This is a genomic window from Lacticaseibacillus camelliae DSM 22697 = JCM 13995 (assembly GCF_001436615.1).
Classification (GTDB): domain Bacteria; phylum Bacillota; class Bacilli; order Lactobacillales; family Lactobacillaceae; genus Lacticaseibacillus; species Lacticaseibacillus camelliae.
In genome coordinates this window covers 33,577-52,222 of the sequence record NZ_AYZJ01000028.1, presented here as the reverse complement: position 1 = coordinate 52,222, position 18,646 = coordinate 33,577, and the positions used below count along the sequence as shown (strand labels likewise).

Sequence of the window (18,646 nt, the reverse complement as noted above, 5' to 3'; positions counted from 1 at the left end):
CATGTCTCAGGCAGCGATTGCAATTGAAAAAATGAAGCAAAGCGGCATGCGTGTCACTAAGCAGCGCCGCGCCCTGGTCGCTTACCTTGACCAAAGTGGCAGGTTTGTGCCGGTTACCCAGCTGGATCAGTACATGCGTGGGGAGTATCCGGGACTTTCTCACGACACGATTTATCGCAACGTGAAGGAATTTGAACGACTCGGGATTTTGGAAAGTGACGTGGAAAACGAGCAAGCCATTGTCAAACTGCAGTGTGACTTCCAGCACCCGCACCACCACCACTTCATCTGTACCAACTGTCACCGGGTCCAGGAGGTCAAGATGTGTCCTCTGGCGTACTTTGAGGACCAGTTGCCGGGGGCCAAAATTGCCAGCCACAATTTTGAACTTTACGGGTTGTGTGCGGATTGCGCCAAGAAGCTCAACAAGTGAGAATCCCGCGTTCAGGCGGGATTTTTTAGTGCGCAAAATGGGACGATTCTGCGCTTTTCAGGTTTCTTTAGGGTCAGGCGCGGAAGTTTACGTTAGAATCAAGGTAGCAAGTTTGAAAAGGAGGACCAGCAATGGCCTATCGCACACCACCGCTGCTGTCACCGGCAGCAATCGTTTCGCTGATCGTCTTGATCAGCGGTTACAATTGGATCAATAACACCGTGAATCCGAGTAGTACGCCGAAGTCGCCGGCGGCCCAGAGCTCATTGGTGTCGAGCATGAAGGCCAAGGACAGCAGCACCGATTCGTCTAGCAGCAGCGCGGCGCCGGCTTCCAGCAGCAAACCAGCGGCTTCTTCTAGCAAGCCGGAAGCTTCCAGCAGCACGGCGTCTTCTTCTAGCCAGCCGCAGACGGAAGGCGCGGACAAGGCGACGTCATCCAGCGCGGTTAGCAGTTCGACCACCAGCAGTAAGCCGGCGGCAAGCAGCAGTAGCAGCAGTAGTGCCAGCTCGCAACCGGCGACCACGACGGATGGCAAGACTGAGACCAATGACACGAATGAATAAGGAGGTGAGCGCATGCTGACGGCGCTGGACGTGCTCAACCGGTTACTCGGTTATTTTAATATTCAGGATAAGGCGAAGGGTAAGGCCTTCACCGTAGTGGCGGGCGCAGCCAACTTTTACATTCTGTACTTGGCCATTACCTGCCTGCGCTACCCCGGTTACCGCTTAAAAGGGGTGCTGTTTCTGTTGCTGTTTGTGGTGCTCTTGTATTTTGTCGTGCTGAATGTGGTGTACTACTACACTGACAAAACAGTGCCATTTGATATTTCGCCCAGGGTCGAGAAACTGCTGGGCGGCAATCCCGAACGGATGAAGGAAGCTGAATCAGCGCTGACTCGGCAGAGTCAGTCCGGCGCCGCCAGCGGGCTGTTCGCGGACCAGCAGCTGCTGCCGACGACCGTGATCAGTTCCGATGCCCAGCAGCAGGCCCTAAAAGCACTGGTGGATGAGCTCGTCCAAACCGGCGCCTTGAGTCTGAATTATCAGGGGCTGGATGAGCGGGCGGTTCAGCGCGTGGCGCAGAAGACGCACCAGCCCGTGGCTGCGATGGGCGGCCCGTTTGACCTGCCGTACTTCCGCCTCAGCCAAGAGCGGGGTCATTTAACGGTTTATGGCGGCGTCAACGCGCTGAAGCCCGTGGCGTTGGGTGAAATCACTCAGGTCGGCCTCATGCCGGTGAAGCAAGCGGAAAAGGACTACCAGTTAGCCGCGGCGCATGTCTTTCTGCAAGGCGGTGAGTCGAAGCGGCCGGGCCGCGCCGGCTTGTTGACCGAGCACGCGCCGTATTCGATCAGCGTCCAAGTTGCATACACGCCGCGGCCTGAAGTGACGACCAGGTAGAAAGCAGTTGCGTCGCGCCTGAATATTGGTAGAATTATTTAATACATATGATAATTCTGTCAGACGGAGCGGCGTTTTTGTTTACTTTGGTTTGTTCTCAAATTACTAACAGTCGTCCACCTATCATGGCTCAAATCGGCATGATAGGTGAGCCGCTCAATATACTGATAGAGCATTATCAGCGGTACAACCGTGTCACGACACTTAGTCTGCAATTCATTTTTCTTGCAAACGGTTGCGCTGACGCGGTATTCTAGACGCAAGCACTGTGCGGTAAATTCTGTTTGCGTAAAGGGGGAATCACGATGTCAATGATCGAATTTCACGACGTCGAGAAGTACTACGGAAAGTTTCACGCGCTAAAGAATATCAACCTGACGATCGACCGTGGTGAAGTCGTCACGATTATTGGGCCCTCAGGGTCGGGGAAAAGTACGCTGCTGCGGACAATCAATGGTCTTGAACGCATCACGTCGGGACAGCTGATTGTCAATGACTTCGACCTGGCAGACAAGAAGACCGACATGAACCGCATTCGTAAGAACGTCGGCATGGTGTTCCAGCACTTCAATCTCTACGCGAATAAGACCGTGCTGGAGAATATCACGTTAGGCCCCACTTTGGTGCTCAAGCAGGATAAGGAGAAGGCCAAGAAGGAGGCCATGGACCTGCTGGATATGGTCGGCTTGGCGGATCAGGCGCCCAAGTTGCCGGCCGCCCTTTCCGGGGGTCAGAAGCAGCGGGTCGCCATCGCCCGGTCTTTGGCGATGAATCCCCGCGCGATCTTGTTTGACGAGCCCACCTCTGCCCTAGATCCCGAAATGATCGGCGACGTCCTGGATGTCATGCAGAAAATTGCCAAGCAAGGGATGACCATGGTCGTGGTCACCCACGAAATGGGCTTTGCCAAGCGCGTCGGCGACCGGATCGTCTTTATGGCAGACGGCCGCATTTTGGAGGATTCGTCGGATGTGACTGGTTTCTTTGATCACCCTAAGGAACCGCGCGCTCAGGAATTCATCAGTAAGATCTTGAACCACTAGGAGGGGAGATTATGGCTAAAAGAATTCGCCGCCTCGGCCTTTTGCTTGCTGCGCTCGCCATGCTCCTGGTGGTGAGCGGCTGCGGCAAGTCCGTTGCGGATAGCGATGCCTTGGCCCGCGCGAAGCGGACGGATAAAATCGTTTGGGGCGTTAAGGCCGACACCCGGCTGTTTGGACTGATGAACACGAAAACCGGTCAGATTCAAGGCTTCGAGGTCGACATGGCCAAGGCGCTGACCAAGCAGATTCTCGGCAAGAGCGGCAAGGCGGAGCTGACTCAGGTCACCTCGGACACCCGCGTGCCAATGTTGAAAGCCGGCAATGTTGACGCGGTGATCGGCACGATGTCGATCACGCCGGAGCGCCAGAAACAGCTCAATTTTTCCCACAGCTACTTTTCTGCTGGTCAGTCGCTGCTGGTGCCCAAGGGCAGCAAGATCAAGTCGGTCAAAGACCTGAAAAAGGGCACCACAGTGATTGGCGTGCAAGGGTCAAACTCGGTGGACAACGTTAAAAAAGCGGCACCGGATGCGCGCGTCTTGCAGCTGACCGATTACTCGCAGGCGTTCACGGCGCTGAAGTCCCACCAAGGTGCCGCGCTGACCACAGATAACGGCATCTTGTACGGGATGTCGCAGCAGGACCCGAATTACGTCGTCGTGGGCGGTACCTTCACCAAGGAGCCGTACGGGATCGCGATGAACAAAGGACAAACCAACATGACCCGCGCGATGAACAAGGCGCTGGCGACGCTGCAGAAAAACGGAACATACGAGCGCCTGCTCAAGAAGTGGTTCAGCGATGTGCCGGGCTTTGACATCAAGGAGGTGCAGCCATGATTGAGATTCTGACCCATAACTTTGGCACCCTGATCTCAGGGTTGGGTTACACGCTGTTGTCCTCGATCATTGCGCTGATTGCCAGCTTGATCATCGGCACCGTGTTTGCACTGCTTGAGATCTCCCACAAAAAATGGGTGCGGTTCATCGGCAAAGCATACGTGGAGTTTATCCGCAACATTCCACTGCTGGTCATCACCATGGCGTTTTACGTCATCGTCCCGCAGTTCGTTGTGCAAATGGACGGCTTCACCGCCGGGACCATTGGGCTCACGATTTACACTTCCGCCTTCATTGCTGAGACGGTGCGCGCCGGGATCCAGGCGGTGCCGACTGGGCAAATGGAAGGGGCCCGCAGCAACGGGCTCAGTTACACGCAGGCCATGGTCCACATCGTGTTTCCCCAGGCGATCAAGATCGTCGTACCCTCGCTAGGGAACCAGTTCATCAATCTGGTCAAGAACTCCAGTATTCTGGCCTTCGTGGCGGGCTTTGACCTGATGTACCAAGGCAAGATCATCGCGGCCACCACGTTCAACACCTTTGACACCTACCTGGTAGTCGGGGTCTTGTACCTGGTGATCACCATGCCGATGTCGTACGCGATGCGGTACCTTGAAAAACACTGGTCACGGGCCTAGGAAGGGGATGAACGCTCATGCAAAACTTTATTAATGCGTATTCGGCGGTCAACCTTTCCTACTTACTGCGAGGCCTGTGGGTCACCGTGGAAGTCTCCGTGGTGTCGATTTTCTTCAGCTTTATCATCGGGACTTTGCTAGGCGTTGCCCGTTACGTCAAAATCAAGTACTTCAGCGCGATTGTTGGTTTCATCATTGACTTGATCCGGAACCTGCCGCTGCTGCTGATCCTGTTCTTCACGTACTTCGCGCTGCCAAATATTGGGATTCGGTTGTCGGTCATTCCAGCTTCGATCATCGCGATGACGGTGTTTGAGTCCGCCATGCTGGCTGAGATCATTCGTTCCGGGATCGGCGCCGTGCCTGTCGGTCAAATGGAAGCGGCCCGCAGCAATGGCATGACCTACACGCAGGCGATGACGCAGATCATTTTGCCCCAAGCTTTCAAGAAAATGATCCCGCCGATCGTGTCGCAGTTTATTTCGCTGGTCAAGGACACGAGTTTGGCAACCATCATCCTGCTGCCGGAGCTGACGCAGCACGCCCAGATCATTTACGGCCAGAACGTCAATTACACGATTCCGATGTTTGTGGCGCTGGCGCTGCTTTACTTTGTCGTCAATTACGCGTTGTCGGTGGCCTCGCATGTGATCGACCACAAGCTGAATTAACCAAAAAGAGGCTGAGCAACAAAGCGGTTTTAGCCCAAAACGCAGGCGTCCCTGCATCACGATTCGCACTACGAATCGCGATGCAGGGGCGTTTGTGTGTCTGGGCGTTGCTATGTGGAACGCGACTAGGTTGATTATGTCTGAGCCTGTTTTTCACCTGAGGCAGGAGAGTGTCGGGCCTTCAAGAGCCGCTTTGTTTGCCTCCTTTTGGGTGCGTTGAAAGCAGTGATACCTGGCAAGAAGCCGCCCGCTGGGATCGGCAAAACCGGTAGTGTGAGGGGGTGGCCCTCGCAGCAGCCGGCTAATTAAGGGCGTCGATTGCTGTCCCTAATTCGTTCAACAACTCGACCCATGACTTCTGGCCTTGATACTTGATGTCCATGCTGGCCACAAACTGCGTCAGGATGGCCTGCGTTTCCGGGGAATAATGACCCCGCGTGACGCTCAAGGCTTCATTAATGCGCAGGGCTTCCCATGCCATGTAAGTTTGGCTGTGCCATTGGTGGCCGTCATACACCAAAGCAAAGGTGTCGGGTGAAACCAAAGCAGTCAAATCGGCGGTGGGGGATAATCCAATACTGCTCAAGTCGACTGGACCGGTCGTTGGGTCCTGATTCGTTAACTTTTGCGCGGGTTGATTATAAATAATTATGGTCTTTGTCATGATGCGGATCACTCCTTAAATAGTGAGATTTTTTAACCACTGGGAAATTGCGGCAACGACAATCTAAAATATTAATATATTTGAATCCGTTTCCAGCATATCGAGTCGGCCACGAATGTCAACCGCTTCCGGAAAAATACTCTCAACTACGGGCGCCCGCCTTGACCGTAGTTAGCCTAGTTGCTTCAGGCGAGCTGGCGGTCGCATGAGTCGGTCGGGAGGGCCCTCGGCGGCCATCGGCACGATTGCTTTGATTTGGAACAAATTAAAATAAAATGTCAATGTTTTCACCTAAATTTGGATGCGCTATACTTGCACCAATGTGAGCAAGGAGGCAAACAATGACAGAGGAATTTAATCAACGCAAGGCCAATCAGCAAGTCAGATTGTTGCATCAGGCGATTTACGCCGGGTTTACCGACATTGAGGGCATGTCGATCTGGCACGAAACGCGGGCGGATCACCGGGACGTGCCACCGGCAGACGCCGACTGGCAGCCCGTCAAGATCGGCGACAAGTGGTCGGGCCGGGACGATTACTACTGGCTGCGCTTTAAGGTGCAAGTGCACGCGAGCGAGGCCAGCCAAACCGTGTTGCGGCTGGATCTGGGCCGGACCGGCGAAGGCAATAACTCGGGATTTGAATCGCTGCTATTTTTGAACGGTAAGGCGCGTCAGGCGGTTGATTCCAATCACGAAGAGGTCTTTCTCGGCCCTGAGTACGACGGCCAGACTGTCGATATTCAGATCATGATGTGGACGGGGCTTGAAGGCGGCGGGCCCAAAAAGAGCCAGCACTACGTCTTCACCACTGCTCAGCGTGGGCCGGAGCGCCGGACCGTGCGTAAGGCCTACCGTTACCTGAGCAACATCGTGAACTTGATCCCTGAGCTCAGCGAGGACAATCCGCTGCGTTACAGCTACATTCGGTTGGTCAAGCACGCCTTTAAAGGCTTTTTCTGGGCGACGGCCACACCTGCAGAAACGGAAAAGAACGCCGAGCATGCGCTGGCTTTGATCGATGACTTCATCGCCAAGCACCAAAACCAGAAGTTGGACTTTGCTGTTGACGCCATTGGTCAAACCCACATTGATGTGGCCTGGCTGTGGCGCTACCGGCACACGCGTGAAAAGGCGCGCCGCTCGTTTGCGACGGCGCTGCGCCTGATGGACCGGTACCCTGATTTCAAATTCTTCTACTCGACACCGCAGGTCCACAAATTTGTTGAGGAAGACGACCCGGAGATGTTCAAGCAGATCCAGGCGCGCGCAGCTGAGGGCCGCTGGGAACCAGACGGTGGCACCTGGCTGGAGCCGGACACCAATCTGCCAAGCGGCGAAGCCTTAGTACGTCAGTTCCTGTACGGGACGCGCTACTTTGAGGAAAAGTTCCACCACAAGCAAACCGTGATGTGGTTGCCGGATGTATTCGGCTACTCCTATGCCCTGCCGCAAATCATGCGGGGGTTTGGCATTCAACGGTTTGTGACCATTAAAATCTCCTGGAACGACACGAACCGGATGCCGCATGACCTGTTCATGTGGACCGGGCTGGATGGCAGCCGCGTGCTGACACAATTTTTGACGACGGTTGAACGTACTGAGGATTACTCGCAGTCCAAGGTCTGGAACTACACTTACAACGGTGAAATCTCGCCGCATGTGGTGATGGGGTCCTATCACGAGTACAAGGACAAGGACAAGTCGAACGTGCTGCTAATGCCTTATGGCTTCGGCGATGGCGGCGGCGGCCCGACCAAGGAAATGATCGAAAACCTGCACGTGATCGACAAACTGCCTGGCCTGCCTCACGCAAAGAACAAGACCGTGGCTGACTTCTTTAGCGACCTGGAGCAGTCAGTCAAGGACAACGAGGAGACCTACCCGGAGTGGAACGGGGAGTTGTACCTGGAGTTCCATCGTGGGACTTACACCTCGCAGGCGAAGACTAAGCGCAACAATCGCAAGCTTGAACTGGCCCTGCGTCGTGCCGAAATTTTGGCCACTACGGCCTTAGTTGAAAAAGGCACGCCTTATCCGAAGAAGGCGTTCGACCGGGCGTGGGAGATTCTGCTGCGCAACCAGTTCCACGACGTGCTGCCGGGTTCTGCCATTGGCGAGGCCTATGAGGACGTCGACAAGCTGTACGCCGAGGCCTTTGACCTCGTGGCCAAAATTATCGCCGACCGCACGACAGAAACCACTGGCATCGAACTGAGCAACCCGCTGCTGGGTGCAACAACGCAGGCCTTTGTCCCCGAAAAGCGTCAGGGTGAGTTCAAGACGGCTGACGGCACTGCGGTTGAAGCCAAGCGCCAAGGCGCCGGTTACTTGCTGCCAGACGTGACCGTTCCGGCCTTCGGAACGACGGCGCTGACCTTTACGCCAACGGGCGAAGCGCCAGCCGCAATGCAAAGTAATGCCAATCAAATCGAAACCCCGCACTACCTGGTCAAGTGGAACGCGGCAGGCCAGCTGACTTCCGTGTTTGACAAGGATAACGACCGGGAAGCCATCAAAACTGGCGGCCTGGGCAATGTCCTCACCGTTTACGAAGATCGGCCGACCTCATTTTCCAACTGGAACATCGACGCGGATTACCCGGAGAAGTCGCGCGTACTTTCGGCGGAGTCGATCACGACCTACCAGGAAGACGCTGGCTACCGCGTGGTCTTCAAGTACCAGTTTGATCAGTCGACGGTGACGCAGACCTTGATTTTGGCTAATGAGTCGCGGCGGCTGGACTTCAAGACGACGGCCGACTGGCACCAGCACGAGCTGCTGCTGCGCACCAGCTTTGACCTGAATGTCCTGACCGACCAAGCCACCTACGACATTCAGTTCGGCAACATCCAGCGGTCCGTGGCCCGTAACACGTCCTGGGAGCAAGCTAAGTTTGAGGTCGTGGGGCACCAGTGGGCCGACATGTCCCAGCGCAACTTTGGCGTGGCGCTGCTCAATGATTGCAAGTACGGGTATGCGGCGACCGACCGCGGTTTGTCGCTTTCGCTGATCAAGTGTGGGGTGTACCCGGACACCGATGCCGATCAGGGGCTGCACGAGTTTACCTATAGTCTTTTGCCGCACCGCGGTGACTTCATTGAGGGCCAAGTGGCCGAAGAGGCAGCTAAGCTCAACGATCCGGTGGTCGTGCGCCAACACGCCGCCAGTGGGTTGAAGCCGCTGTTCACCTTTGCCAATGCAGACGCAGTTCAGGTCGACGCCATCAAGGCCAGCGAAGACGGCAATGCAGTGATCCTGCGGGTGCACAACAACACACCGGGGGACACCCGGTTTACGGTCAAGCCAACCTTCGACTTTGCCAGTGCCGAGCAAGTGCAACTGGATGAATCGCCGGTGGCGGCGCTGACTGCTGGTGAGGATGAGACCTTCTCGCTGATCCTAAAGCCTTTTGAAATTAAGACAGTGGCCTTTAAGCGCAACTAGTCCAAACGGAATCTCATCTTTTTCTCACATTAGGGCTTGACACTTATCGGATTCTAATCTAATATGACTAGCAACAAAGACGAAGAGTAGCAGAGTAACTGAGGACGCCATGTCAGTGAGCCGCGGCAAGTGAGAAGTGGTGATGGTCAGTCAGCGAAAGTAGGCTATGAGTTGGTGCGGCGACTGCGGAAGTGGCACCTGGGATTGCGCCCATTACAGCAATGGCATATCGCCGAGTGATCGGCCGTACGCTTAGAGGTCTAGTTGGTGACGACTAGGCGAATTAAGGTGGTAACACGCGCAAGCGCCCTTAGCAATTTTTATTGCTAGGGGCGCTTTTCCTGTCTTCAGGGCGGCCTTTAGCCTGCGACTTTTCGTCAATCTTTATTGGAGGCTTGATTATGGAAAAACGCGACACAAAGCTGACCAAGCGTCAGTACATCACCTTGGGATCGATGCTGTTCGGCCTGTTCTTTGGGGCCGGCAACCTGATTTTCCCGATTCATTTGGGTCAGCTGGCAGGGGGCAACTGGGTCCCGGCAACGGTTGGTTTTCTGCTGTCGGCGGTGCTTTTACCGTTGCTCGCTATTTTGGCCATTTCGATGACTGAGTCTGATTTGATGTTTCATTTGGCCCGGCCGGTTGGCCACGGCTTTGCACTCTTTTTCCTGATTGCGACCCATGCCAGCCTGGGCCTTTTGATCGCCACCCCGCGCACCGCGACGGTCGCGTTTGAAATGGCAGTTCAGCCGTTTATTGCCCAAGCGGATATCCGGTGGTGGCTGCTCGGCTTTTCGGCGCTGTACTTTGCCGCGGCGTACTTCTTTTCCCGCAAGCCGTCTAAAATGACCGATTACGTGGGCAAAATTCTGAACCCACTGCTGCTCCTGCTGCTTTCCAGTGCCTTCATCGCCGCCTTTGTCATCAAAGGGGACGGCGGTACACTGCTCCACGCGACACACGCCACCGCGGCCGGCAGCAACCTCACCAATGGCTTCCTGCAAGGGTACAACACCATGGACGCACTGGCCGGCCTGGGGTTTGGCGTCACCATCGTTACGGCGCTTGGTTTCTTCGGCGTGAACCAGCCGCTGCAACGTTCCAAGGACGTTGCGAAGGTCGGCGTGCTGGCGATGGGGCTGGAAGCCATTATTTACGCACTGCTGATCGCGCTGGGCGTGTTGTCGCTGAACTTCACGAAGCTGTCGGCCAACGGCGGTCCGGCATTCACCTCGATCATGACCCACTACACCGGCTTGATTGGCACCGGCCTGCTCGCGGCGATGACGCTGCTGGCATGCCTGACCTCCGCCATCGGGCTGGTCACCTCGCTGTCGCAGGACCTGGGTCACCGCTTTCCGAAGGTTGGGTTCAAGCGGTTCTTGCCACTGACCTGCACAGGTTCGTTTATCATTGCCAACTTCGGCCTGAATGACATCATCACGCTCTCCACGCCGGTGCTGATGCTGCTTTATCCGCTGGCGATCGTGTTGATTCCGCTGGGCATTTTGCACCCGTTCATCGGTAAAAACCCGATCATTTACAAGACGACGGTCTTCATGACCCTGATCCCGGCCATTCTTGACGCTTTGCATTCACTTTACACGGCCTTTCCAGCGCTTTCGCTGCTCAAAGGAATCGATGCGTTCGCCAGCACCTACATTCCGTTGTTCAACATTTCGATGGACTTTGTGCCGTTCATGCTGATCGGCCTGATCGGCGGTACGCTGATTGCAAAGCTGTCCGGTCGCCCTCTGCGCGATCAGGCGTATGAGGCGTTCGGCAGCGAAGATTAGGCCTTGCTTCTTCCCAAAAGCACAAAGCGGCCAGTGGGGCTTCTGCCCTCACTGGCCGTTTTGCGCTAAAAAACTGACCCGTCAAAGCGAGTCAGCAATGTGAAGTTAGTCTTCTTCAACCAGGTACTGACGCAGCTTGCCAGCCTGGATCGGGTTGACGGTGGTTTTGACCTTCGTGCCAGTTTCCACGTACTCGGTATTGATCACACCGGTTTCGCGGTTGATAAAGTCGACCAGCTGACCTTTGTCGAACGGAATCAGGTAGGTGTGCACGGCGGAATCTGAAAAGACGCGCGCCGTGATCATCTGCACCAGCTTGTCGAGCGATGCCGGATCCTTGGCTGAGTAAATCAGCGTGTTGCCGTTTTCCTCGGGGAAGCGGGTGCCAGGGCGCAGATCAGCCTTGTTGTAAGCTTCGATCATCGGGATATTCTCGATACCGATGCTCTTCAAGGTGTCGGAAGTGACCTTCATCATTTCCGGATAGTGCTCGTCGTGGTAGTCGACCACTTGGATCAGCAGGTCGGCGTTTGCCGCTTCGGCCAAGGTGGCCTTGAAAGAATCGATTAGGTTATGCGGCAGCTTGGACACAAAGCCGACGGTGTCCGACAGCAGAAACTTGCGGTTGTCCTTCAGGCTGATCTGGCGCACCGAGGTGTCCAGGGTCGCAAACAGCATGTCCTTTTCAAAGACCTGTTTGTCAGCGCCAAGGTCGGTGTAGCGGTCCAGCAGTCCGTTCATCGTCGTGGATTTGCCGGCGTTGGTGTAGCCGACTAAGGCGACGACAGGCAACTTGTTTTCTTTACGCTGGGCGCGGCGCACTTCTTCGCCGACGTCGGCGTCCTTGAGTTCGCGGCGCAGGCGAGCGATGCGTTTGTTCAGCACCCGTTTGTCCATTTCCAGCTTGGTTTCACCGGCCCCGCGGTTGGCTAAACCACCAGCGCCACCGCCGCCTTGCTGGTCGAGTTTGTTCGCCGATGGGTGCAGCCGCGGCAGCGCATACTGCAGTTGGGCAATTTCGACTTGCGCCTGGGCCGTTTTGCTGGCCGCACGGGAGGCGAAAATGTCGAGGATCAGCTGGGTGCGGTCGACGACGTGCAGCTTCATTTCCTTTTCGAGGTTGCGCAGCTGCGATGGGGTTAGCTCGTCGTTGATCACGACAGTCGTGGCGTCGTTGGCGCGGGCCAGTTCGGCGACCTCATCGACCTTGCCAGACCCAAAGTAGGTCGCACCGGTTGGCCGGTCCAAGTTCTGCCGGGACTCGCCGACCACGTCGTAGTGGCGGGCCAGGGCAAGTTCTTTCAGTTCCTGCATCGAGTAGTCGAAGTTCTCTTGCATCCGGGAGATCCCGGCGATAATCACTTTTTCAGGTATTTCTTGCATAAATCCTCCATTGGGCGCTGTTTGCTGCAGCTCATAAAAAAAGGGAAGCCACTAAGCTTCCCAGACGGGGTGAACCGACTTGCAAGCAGCGCAAAAACAATTAGTCATTGGTCGGCGTTGCTTTCTTTAAGCGCATCGCAAGTCGGCTCCTTTCCTTATAGATGTCTTCAGTTTAGCACGATTAGTCAGTTCCAGCCAATCACGGCTTCGGAGTCGTGGCGGTTGCTTGGGCCAGCTTACCGAGTTTTTCACCAAGCGGCTCCACCGGCTTGGTCAGGACCTGAACCTTGCCTGAGATCACCTGCATGTGCAGTGGCAGACCGACGCTGGGGTCTCCGTCGATACGACTTTTGAGCTTCGGGTTGGCGGGTTCGGTTTCAATCATAAGGCGGTCTGCCGCGAAGTACGTCATGCCGGGCAGTTTGGCAAAATTACCGGTCAGGAAATACGGGAGCATCAGCAAAAAGCCGCTGAGTGACGGCTTCGGCGCCACAAACACGTGGAACAAACCATCGTCGGGCTTGGCCTGCGGCGCAAAGTTGCGAAAGCCGCCGACCGAGTTGGTCATGGTGACGAGCAGAAAGCTGGTGTTCTGTTCCCACGTTGTATTTTTGCCGGTAATCTTCAAGTGCCAGTGCTGATTACGGCTGAGCGAGTTCAGGCCGCGGGTCAGGTAGACAATGGGGCCAAAGCGCTGCTTGTCCTTTTGCGAGACGGACACCGCGGCATTCGCCAGCACGCCGAGGGTCAATGTTGAAATCATGACGCGGTCGTTGACGATACCGATGTCCAAGTCGTGCGGGGTGCCTTCCAGCAGGTTGACCAGCGCGAGGTCCGGCATCAGCGGAATGCGCAGGACCTTGGCCAGGTTGTTGACGGTGCCCTGAGGAATGATACCAAGACGCGGCGGGTTGCGGCGCTTGACTAAGCCGCCGGCAACCTGATTGATGGTGCCATCGCCGCCGATTGCGACGACGACATCGCTTTGCGCATGATATGCCAAGTCGGTGGCGTCACCTGGCGCTTTGGTCGGCTGCAGTGTGGCCGCGTGGCCGGCCGCCTTGATCCGGTTGGCCATGTGTTCGGCAACTGCCGAGCCGCCTTTGCGGCCAGCTTCTGGGTTGTAAATCAGCGTGTAAGATGTCATGGGCACATCCCTCCAATAGCTCCAGTGTAACACGCAGATTGGCGAGGCGTTTGAGATGCAAAGCGGCCGTTTGGCAGTGCATACTGGTGAAAAGAGGTGATTGGATGCTGAATGCCACATTGATCGTCGCCGGTACCTTGACCCTTGGGGCTTTAACCCTAGCCGTCTTCGTGCGCCATGAAACAAACGTCCCAGTCCCCGTGCCAATCAGACAGGGGCATTAAATTTTGCTGAAGGTCGTGATGTTCATGAAGCGGCCACCGTTTGCCCGCCGAATCCAAACCACTGGCAGTTAGACTGGCATGATTCAAACCAAGGCTAGTGCTGTTTATGAATCCATTCCTGTCATGCTGGTTGCTTCCGTTTCTGTCGGCTTCACCGGGCTGATTGTCCGGCGGCGGACTTGGGCTGTGGCACGCAAACGCTGATCCTTTAGAAAAAATGACCCCGCCGGCGTTTAGTTGCCAGTGGGGTCATTTTGCTACTCAGATGTTTCATCAAGACGCTTGCATTTTGATTTTAATCTCGATTAATTCTCTTCAGTGACGATGCCGTGACGGCCGTTGCGGGTCGCTGACAAGGTGACGGCAACCATGATGACGTCAATGACGAGGATGACGCCCCACTTAAGCACGTTCGGTGCGCTTGCCAAAATGCTGGTGGCCAAGCCGTAGCTGACTAAGGCAATCAGTGCAACGTCTGTCACAATGGTGATCAGGTTCCAGGTCGCCGGTTTAAACGCGTTGCCGCTTTGCTGCCGTTTCGCGATCCACGGCATCATGAAGCCGAGCACGACCATGCCGATTGGGACGATGATGTTCATCGCCAGCTGCAACGCGAAGGTATCAGCGGTGGCGTCGGTTGGGAAGAAGCCAAGCAGCGCGAGCAGCGCCGTGATGCCGAGCATCCAAGCACCGACGAAAATCGCCACGTGGCGGTTTTTCAGGTACGTGTAACTCGGCTTCGGGAAGCGTTCCGGGTGAATCCGGACCATGAGGTAGGCCCAGAACAGGAAGCAGGTGGAAGCCGGGGAGACGATACCGTTCAGGTTGAGCAGCCAGTTGAAGATGTCGTTGATCTTGGGCAGCAGGCCGCCCAGCGCCATGATCAAGGCGCAGAGGATGGTGGTCATCCAGTAGCCGTTGATTGGGAGGCCGTCGCTGTTCTTTTTCGTGAGCTGTCGCGGCATGAAGCGCTTCGCGACATCGGACAGAAACACGCGAGTTGACGCGTCCAGGATGACGGCCAGCTGGGCGAGCATGTAAATGCCTTGCACGCCGGCGAACAGGTACATCAGACTCTTGCCCAGGCCGAACTGCTCGCCGATGCGCAGAAAGGCGTAGTAGGAGCCGTTCATCTTCAGGTCATTCGGCAGCTTGTGGGCATTGAAGTACACGCCCAGGGAGAATGTGCCGAGCAGGGTCAGAAACATGGTCATGATGGCAATCATTTTCAAGGCCTTGGGGAAATCCTTGGCCGGGTGCTTCATGTCCGCGGTGTACGGCGCGGCGAGTTCCGAGCCGTTCATCGCGAAGACGAACAGGCCGAATGTGGACAGGAAGCCCAGCGAGAAGAAGTCCTTCGGCAAAAAGGCCTTGAAGTTGAACGGGTGGGTGGCGATCGGGTTGCCTTTGGCCAGACCGACAAAGGTCATCACCACAAACAGTACGGTCATGATGAACATGGCGCCGCCGCCAATGGTCGACATGACTTCCAGCGACTTGTTCTTAAACAGGTGCTGAATCCAGATGAAGACCACGAAAATCGCGGCGGTGGTGATGCCGAACCAGGCGTTGCCGAGGTGGGCCTGAATGTTGCCGTTACCGGTGATGATCCAGCCCAGCGAGATGACCACTGAGTTGGCCACGTCCACGACGTAAGGCAGGCCGGTGATCCAGTAGAACCAGGCGGCGTAGTAGCCGACCGTGTCGCCGTTGGTCTCACGCATCCATGAGGTGATGCCGCCGCCGCGTTCCGCGAAGGTCGAGCCCATGTGCGCCACAATCAGGTTATAGGGCAGCACGTACAGAAACGTCATCAGCACCCATGAGGTGACGGCGACGAGTCCTTGATTCTGAAAGTTATAAATGATGTCGTCGAAGCCGATGACCGTAACGAAATCCATTAGGCCAACAATGACCCATGGAATGTATTCTTTTTTGTCTTTAGTATCCATTTTATCCTCCGAGTGTGACAGTGTGCGGTCAGCGCTCAAAGGCCCGGGGCTTTATTTCTACGCATAGGGCTCCTCCAAGTCAGACAATTTTGTCTTACCCATTTTACCCTATATTAGTTTTCAGTAAACACCCAAAATTACGTGTGTGGTTTATCGGGCTTCCGAGTGTCCGCTAATGGCTCAGACTGCTGAAAAATGGTCTGGTCATACTTGAAGTCAACGCAAAAAGAGCACGCTGTCGATTGGCGGCGTGCCCTTGAGGGGTTGCATGAATGTGCAGGTTTAGGCGGCGGAAACGCCTTTGCGCCCGTTGCGCGTGATCAAAAGGACCAAGCCGACTGCCACAAGGTCGGCGACGATGACCAACCCCAGCTTAGGCAGGGTCGCAAGTCCGGCAAACAGCCGCACGTCGATGCCATAGCTGACCGCGCCCACGGCCCCAATGGCGAGCAGGATGGTGATGATCTGCCAGCCGCGCACGCCGAACGCAGTGCCGCGGTCTTGTTGCCGCTTAGTGAGCCAGGGCATCATGAAGCCGAGGATGATCATGCCGGCCGGCACTGCAAAGTTCAACGTTAGCATGGTCGCAAAGGTTTTGGGATCAGAGTCGGTCGGGAAAAAGCCCATGACCGCTAGGATGAATGTGACACTGAACATCCACAGGCCGACCAAGAAGGCGAGCTTGTCAGATTTGATGTAGGTGTACTCCGGCGTTTTAAACCGGTCGGAGTGCCGCCGCAGCATCATGAACGCCCAGAACAGGAAGCAAGTCGCAAACGGTGACACGATGCCGTTCAGATCCAGCAGCCAGTTGAAGATGTCGTTGATCTTCGGCAGCAGGCCGCCCAGGGCCATAATGACGCCGCAAATCGCGGTGGTCAGCCAGTAGCCGTTGATCGGCAGGCCGTCACTGTTCTTCTTAGTCAACTGCTTGGGCAGGAAGCGCTTGTTCACGTCGGCCAGGAAGATTCGGGTCGAGCCGTCCAGCAGAATGGCCAGTTGCGCCAGGTCGTACAGCAGCTGCGTGACTGTGAAGGTGTAGAGCAGTGTGTTGCCCAGACCGAACTGGTGGCCAATCAGCTGAAACGCGTAGTAGTTCCCGTTCATTTTGAGGTCGTTTGGCAGGTGGTGAGCATTAAAGTAAACGCCCAGACTGAAGGTGCCAAACAGGGTCAGGAACATGGTCATGATGGCGATCATTTTCAGGGACTTGGGAAAATCGCGGCTCGGGTGTTTCATGTTGCCCGTGTAAGGGGCTGCCATTTCCGAACCGTTCATCGCGAAGACGAACAGGCCGAACGTGGAAAGAAAGCGGAAGGACCAGAAGTGCTTGGGCATGAACGCCTGCAGGTTGAACGGGTGCGTGGCAATCGGCCGGCCCTGTTTCAGGCCGACGAACGTCATGATGACAAACATCACCGTCATCCCGAACATCGCGATGCCGCCGATGGTGGACATGACCTCCAGCGACTTGTTCTTGAACAGGTGCTCGAGCCAGATGAAGACGACGAACACGAAGGCGGACAGAATTCCGAACCACGCGTTCCCCATGTGGGACTGGATGTTGCCGTCGCCGTTGAGGATCCAGCCGGCGGAAATGATGACTGAATTGGCCACATCCACGACGTAAGGCAGTTCCGTGATCCAGTAGAACCAGCCGGCAAAGTAGCCGACCGTGTCGCCATTGGTCCGGCGCATCCAGGACGTGATGCCGCCGCCTTCGTCAGAGAAGGTCGACCCCATGTGCGCGACGATTAGGTTGTACGGGATGACGTAAAAGAACGTCATCAGCACCCAAGTGAAAAGGGCGACCAGCCCCTGATTACGGAAATTATAAATAATATCGTCAAAGCCAATAACGGTGACGAAGTCCATCAGCGCAATGATGAACCACGGAATGTAATGATTTTTTTCGTCTAATTCATTATTCATATGATTACTCCTCAGTTGTCAGTAACGTTCGACAAGCTGAGGGCCGGGGGCTTTGTTGCGAGCCATGACCACTCTCCTCACGTGCACTGTGCGGTACTGGCGCATAGTTTACTTATGACACTATTGATTAATTCTAGCCGACTTTTCAGAAAATTCTAGGCCATTTCAGAAAATATGTTGAGAAATGGTTAAGCAACTTACAGAGTTGTTAGCGTTCGGCCGTAAAACGTAAGGTCACAGCAAGGCGTTTTACGTTACGATATTGGCATGGACAAATTAGGGGGCACTCGCCCCAAATGGAGGAATCAACATGGCAGAGCAACCAGTCGTCAGCGTTAAGGATGTCACCAAAACTTATGGTAAGCGCGGCGAAAAGCAGTACCAGGCCTTGAAAGGCATCACGTTTGATGTACAGCCCGGTGAATTTGTCGGCATCATGGGGGCCAGCGGCTCTGGGAAAACCACGCTGCTGAACATTTTAAGCACGCTGGACCGGCCAACCTCCGGCAGCGTCGCGATCAACGGCCAGGACGTCACCGCGCTGCGAGGTAACCAGCTGTCCGATTTTCGGGCCAAGCGGGTCGGGTTCATTTTTCAGGATTTCAACCTGCTTGAGAACCTGACGGCGCGCGAAAACATCGCCCTGCCGATGGCGCTGCAGAACGTCAAAAGTGCGCAGCAGCAGGCAGCCGTGACCCGAATCGCCCAGACTTTGGGCATCGATGCTGTGCTCGACCACTACCCAACAGAGCTGTCCGGCGGTCAAAAGCAGCGCGTCGCGGCCGCTCGCGCCTTGGTGCAGCAGCCGGCGATCCTGTTTGGCGACGAGCCGACCGGGGCCTTGGACTCCCAGTCCGCCCGGGAGCTGCTGAACACGATGGCGCAGCTGAACGAGCAGCAGCACGTCTCAATTTTGTTGGTCACCCACGATCCGTTTTCGGCAAGTTACGCCAAGCGCATCCTGTTCATTAAGGATGGCCAGATCGGCCAGGAGCTGGTGCACGGCGAAAAGACGCAAGAGCAGTTCTACCAAGAGATTTTGACGACCCTGGGCACATTCCAGCAGTAA

General features: G+C 55.7%; 16 protein-coding genes. 11 read left to right on the top strand and 5 right to left on the bottom strand.

Annotated features, from left to right (window positions below; translation table 11 throughout):
* Window position 1 precedes the first annotated feature (1 nt).
* The 7 genes from FC75_RS05620 (at window position 2) to FC75_RS05590 (ending at window position 5,033) form a co-directional block, all read left to right on the top strand.
* Window positions 2–433 carry a Fur family transcriptional regulator gene (locus tag FC75_RS05620; RefSeq protein WP_054661627.1) on the top strand — a complete coding sequence of 144 codons (432 nt, stop codon included), beginning with the start codon at window positions 2–4 and terminating at the stop codon, window positions 431–433.
* A 131-nt stretch (window positions 434–564) separates the two neighbouring features.
* On the top strand, window positions 565–999 hold the full coding sequence (locus FC75_RS12455; RefSeq protein ID WP_082397655.1) for a hypothetical protein: 435 nt from the start codon (window positions 565–567) through the stop codon (window positions 997–999).
* Window positions 1,000–1,011: 12 nt separating this feature from the next.
* Window positions 1,012–1,839, top strand: coding sequence for a DUF6681 family protein (locus FC75_RS05610; protein WP_054661621.1), 828 nt, complete (start codon window positions 1,012–1,014; stop codon window positions 1,837–1,839).
* Window positions 1,840–2,144: 305 nt separating this feature from the next.
* On the top strand, window positions 2,145–2,882 hold the full coding sequence (locus tag FC75_RS05605) for an amino acid ABC transporter ATP-binding protein (RefSeq protein ID WP_056989355.1): 738 nt from the start codon (window positions 2,145–2,147) through the stop codon (window positions 2,880–2,882).
* An 11-nt stretch (window positions 2,883–2,893) separates the two neighbouring features.
* Complete coding sequence (locus FC75_RS05600; RefSeq protein WP_054661618.1) at window positions 2,894–3,721, top strand: transporter substrate-binding domain-containing protein; 828 nt, start codon at window positions 2,894–2,896, stop codon at window positions 3,719–3,721.
* Window positions 3,718–4,362: an amino acid ABC transporter permease gene (locus FC75_RS05595; RefSeq protein WP_056989354.1), complete on the top strand. Its 645-nt coding sequence runs from the start codon at window positions 3,718–3,720 to the stop codon at window positions 4,360–4,362. Before FC75_RS05600 ends, FC75_RS05595 begins: the two co-directional genes overlap by 4 nt.
* Before the next feature lie 17 nt (window positions 4,363–4,379).
* Window positions 4,380–5,033, top strand: a complete 654-nt coding sequence (locus FC75_RS05590) for an amino acid ABC transporter permease (RefSeq protein WP_054661615.1) — start codon at window positions 4,380–4,382, stop codon at window positions 5,031–5,033.
* A gap of 301 nt (window positions 5,034–5,334) precedes the next feature.
* Here the strand turns inward: FC75_RS05590 and FC75_RS05585 are convergent, their stop codons facing one another.
* Window positions 5,335–5,697 carry a hypothetical protein gene (locus FC75_RS05585; RefSeq protein ID WP_054661612.1) on the bottom strand — a complete coding sequence of 121 codons (363 nt, stop codon included), beginning with the start codon at window positions 5,695–5,697 and terminating at the stop codon, window positions 5,335–5,337.
* 341 nt (window positions 5,698–6,038) lie between these two features.
* Between FC75_RS05585 and FC75_RS05580 the strand changes: the two genes are divergently transcribed.
* Window positions 6,039–9,143 (top strand): alpha-mannosidase, encoded by a 3,105-nt coding sequence (locus tag FC75_RS05580; protein ID WP_056989353.1) that lies wholly within the window; start codon window positions 6,039–6,041, stop codon window positions 9,141–9,143.
* A 401-nt stretch (window positions 9,144–9,544) separates the two neighbouring features.
* Window positions 9,545–10,939 carry a branched-chain amino acid transport system II carrier protein gene (brnQ, locus tag FC75_RS05575; RefSeq protein ID WP_056989352.1) on the top strand — a complete coding sequence of 465 codons (1,395 nt, stop codon included), beginning with the start codon at window positions 9,545–9,547 and terminating at the stop codon, window positions 10,937–10,939.
* A gap of 105 nt (window positions 10,940–11,044) precedes the next feature.
* On the opposite strand, the gene hflX is transcribed toward brnQ, so the two are convergent.
* Window positions 11,045–12,322, bottom strand: coding sequence for a GTPase HflX (gene hflX, locus FC75_RS05570; protein ID WP_056989351.1), 1,278 nt, complete (start codon window positions 12,320–12,322; stop codon window positions 11,045–11,047).
* A 199-nt stretch (window positions 12,323–12,521) separates the two neighbouring features.
* The gene (locus FC75_RS05565; protein ID WP_054661600.1) at window positions 12,522–13,469 is read right to left on the bottom strand and encodes a diacylglycerol/lipid kinase family protein; all 948 of its coding nucleotides are present in this window, start codon (window positions 13,467–13,469) and stop codon (window positions 12,522–12,524) included.
* A 302-nt stretch (window positions 13,470–13,771) separates the two neighbouring features.
* Here FC75_RS05565 and FC75_RS13130 point away from each other — a divergent pair, with 302 nt between their 5' ends.
* Window positions 13,772–13,897, top strand: a complete 126-nt coding sequence (locus tag FC75_RS13130) for a hypothetical protein (protein ID WP_268872396.1) — start codon at window positions 13,772–13,774, stop codon at window positions 13,895–13,897.
* 101 nt (window positions 13,898–13,998) lie between these two features.
* Here FC75_RS13130 and FC75_RS05560 read toward each other — a convergent pair whose 3' ends face one another.
* Together FC75_RS05560 and FC75_RS05555 are read right to left on the bottom strand one after the other, a co-directional pair.
* The gene (locus FC75_RS05560; protein WP_056989350.1) at window positions 13,999–15,645 is read right to left on the bottom strand and encodes an APC family permease; all 1,647 of its coding nucleotides are present in this window, start codon (window positions 15,643–15,645) and stop codon (window positions 13,999–14,001) included.
* 282 nt (window positions 15,646–15,927) lie between these two features.
* Entirely contained in the window at window positions 15,928–17,577 is a 1,650-nt protein-coding gene (locus tag FC75_RS05555) for an APC family permease (RefSeq protein ID WP_056989349.1), read from the bottom strand.
* 310 nt (window positions 17,578–17,887) lie between these two features.
* On the opposite strand from FC75_RS05555, the gene FC75_RS05550 reads away from it, so the two are divergent.
* The gene (locus FC75_RS05550) at window positions 17,888–18,646 is read left to right on the top strand and encodes an ABC transporter ATP-binding protein (protein WP_054661591.1); all 759 of its coding nucleotides are present in this window, start codon (window positions 17,888–17,890) and stop codon (window positions 18,644–18,646) included.

Bases quoted from the DNA above. Each gene is read 5' to 3' on its own strand.
- FC75_RS05555 (WP_056989349.1), bottom strand. From the start codon at position 17,577: ATGAATAATGAATTAGACGAAAAAAATCATTACATTCCGTGGTTCATC.
- FC75_RS05580 (WP_056989353.1), top strand. From the start codon at position 6,039: ATGACAGAGGAATTTAATCAACGCAAGGCCAATCAGCAAGTCAGATTG.
- FC75_RS05605 (WP_056989355.1), top strand. From the start codon at position 2,145: ATGTCAATGATCGAATTTCACGACGTCGAGAAGTACTACGGAAAGTTT.
- FC75_RS12455 (WP_082397655.1), top strand. From the start codon at position 565: ATGGCCTATCGCACACCACCGCTGCTGTCACCGGCAGCAATCGTTTCG.
- FC75_RS13130 (WP_268872396.1), top strand. From the start codon at position 13,772: ATGATTCAAACCAAGGCTAGTGCTGTTTATGAATCCATTCCTGTCATG.
- hflX (WP_056989351.1), bottom strand. From the start codon at position 12,322: ATGCAAGAAATACCTGAAAAAGTGATTATCGCCGGGATCTCCCGGATG.
- brnQ (WP_056989352.1), top strand. From the start codon at position 9,545: ATGGAAAAACGCGACACAAAGCTGACCAAGCGTCAGTACATCACCTTG.
- FC75_RS05595 (WP_056989354.1), top strand. From the start codon at position 3,718: ATGATTGAGATTCTGACCCATAACTTTGGCACCCTGATCTCAGGGTTG.
- FC75_RS05565 (WP_054661600.1), bottom strand. From the start codon at position 13,469: ATGACATCTTACACGCTGATTTACAACCCAGAAGCTGGCCGCAAAGGC.
- FC75_RS05610 (WP_054661621.1), top strand. From the start codon at position 1,012: ATGCTGACGGCGCTGGACGTGCTCAACCGGTTACTCGGTTATTTTAAT.
- FC75_RS05550 (WP_054661591.1), top strand. From the start codon at position 17,888: ATGGCAGAGCAACCAGTCGTCAGCGTTAAGGATGTCACCAAAACTTAT.
- FC75_RS05590 (WP_054661615.1), top strand. From the start codon at position 4,380: ATGCAAAACTTTATTAATGCGTATTCGGCGGTCAACCTTTCCTACTTA.
- FC75_RS05585 (WP_054661612.1), bottom strand. From the start codon at position 5,697: ATGACAAAGACCATAATTATTTATAATCAACCCGCGCAAAAGTTAACG.
- FC75_RS05560 (WP_056989350.1), bottom strand. From the start codon at position 15,645: ATGGATACTAAAGACAAAAAAGAATACATTCCATGGGTCATTGTTGGC.
- FC75_RS05600 (WP_054661618.1), top strand. From the start codon at position 2,894: ATGGCTAAAAGAATTCGCCGCCTCGGCCTTTTGCTTGCTGCGCTCGCC.
- FC75_RS05620 (WP_054661627.1), top strand. From the start codon at position 2: ATGTCTCAGGCAGCGATTGCAATTGAAAAAATGAAGCAAAGCGGCATG.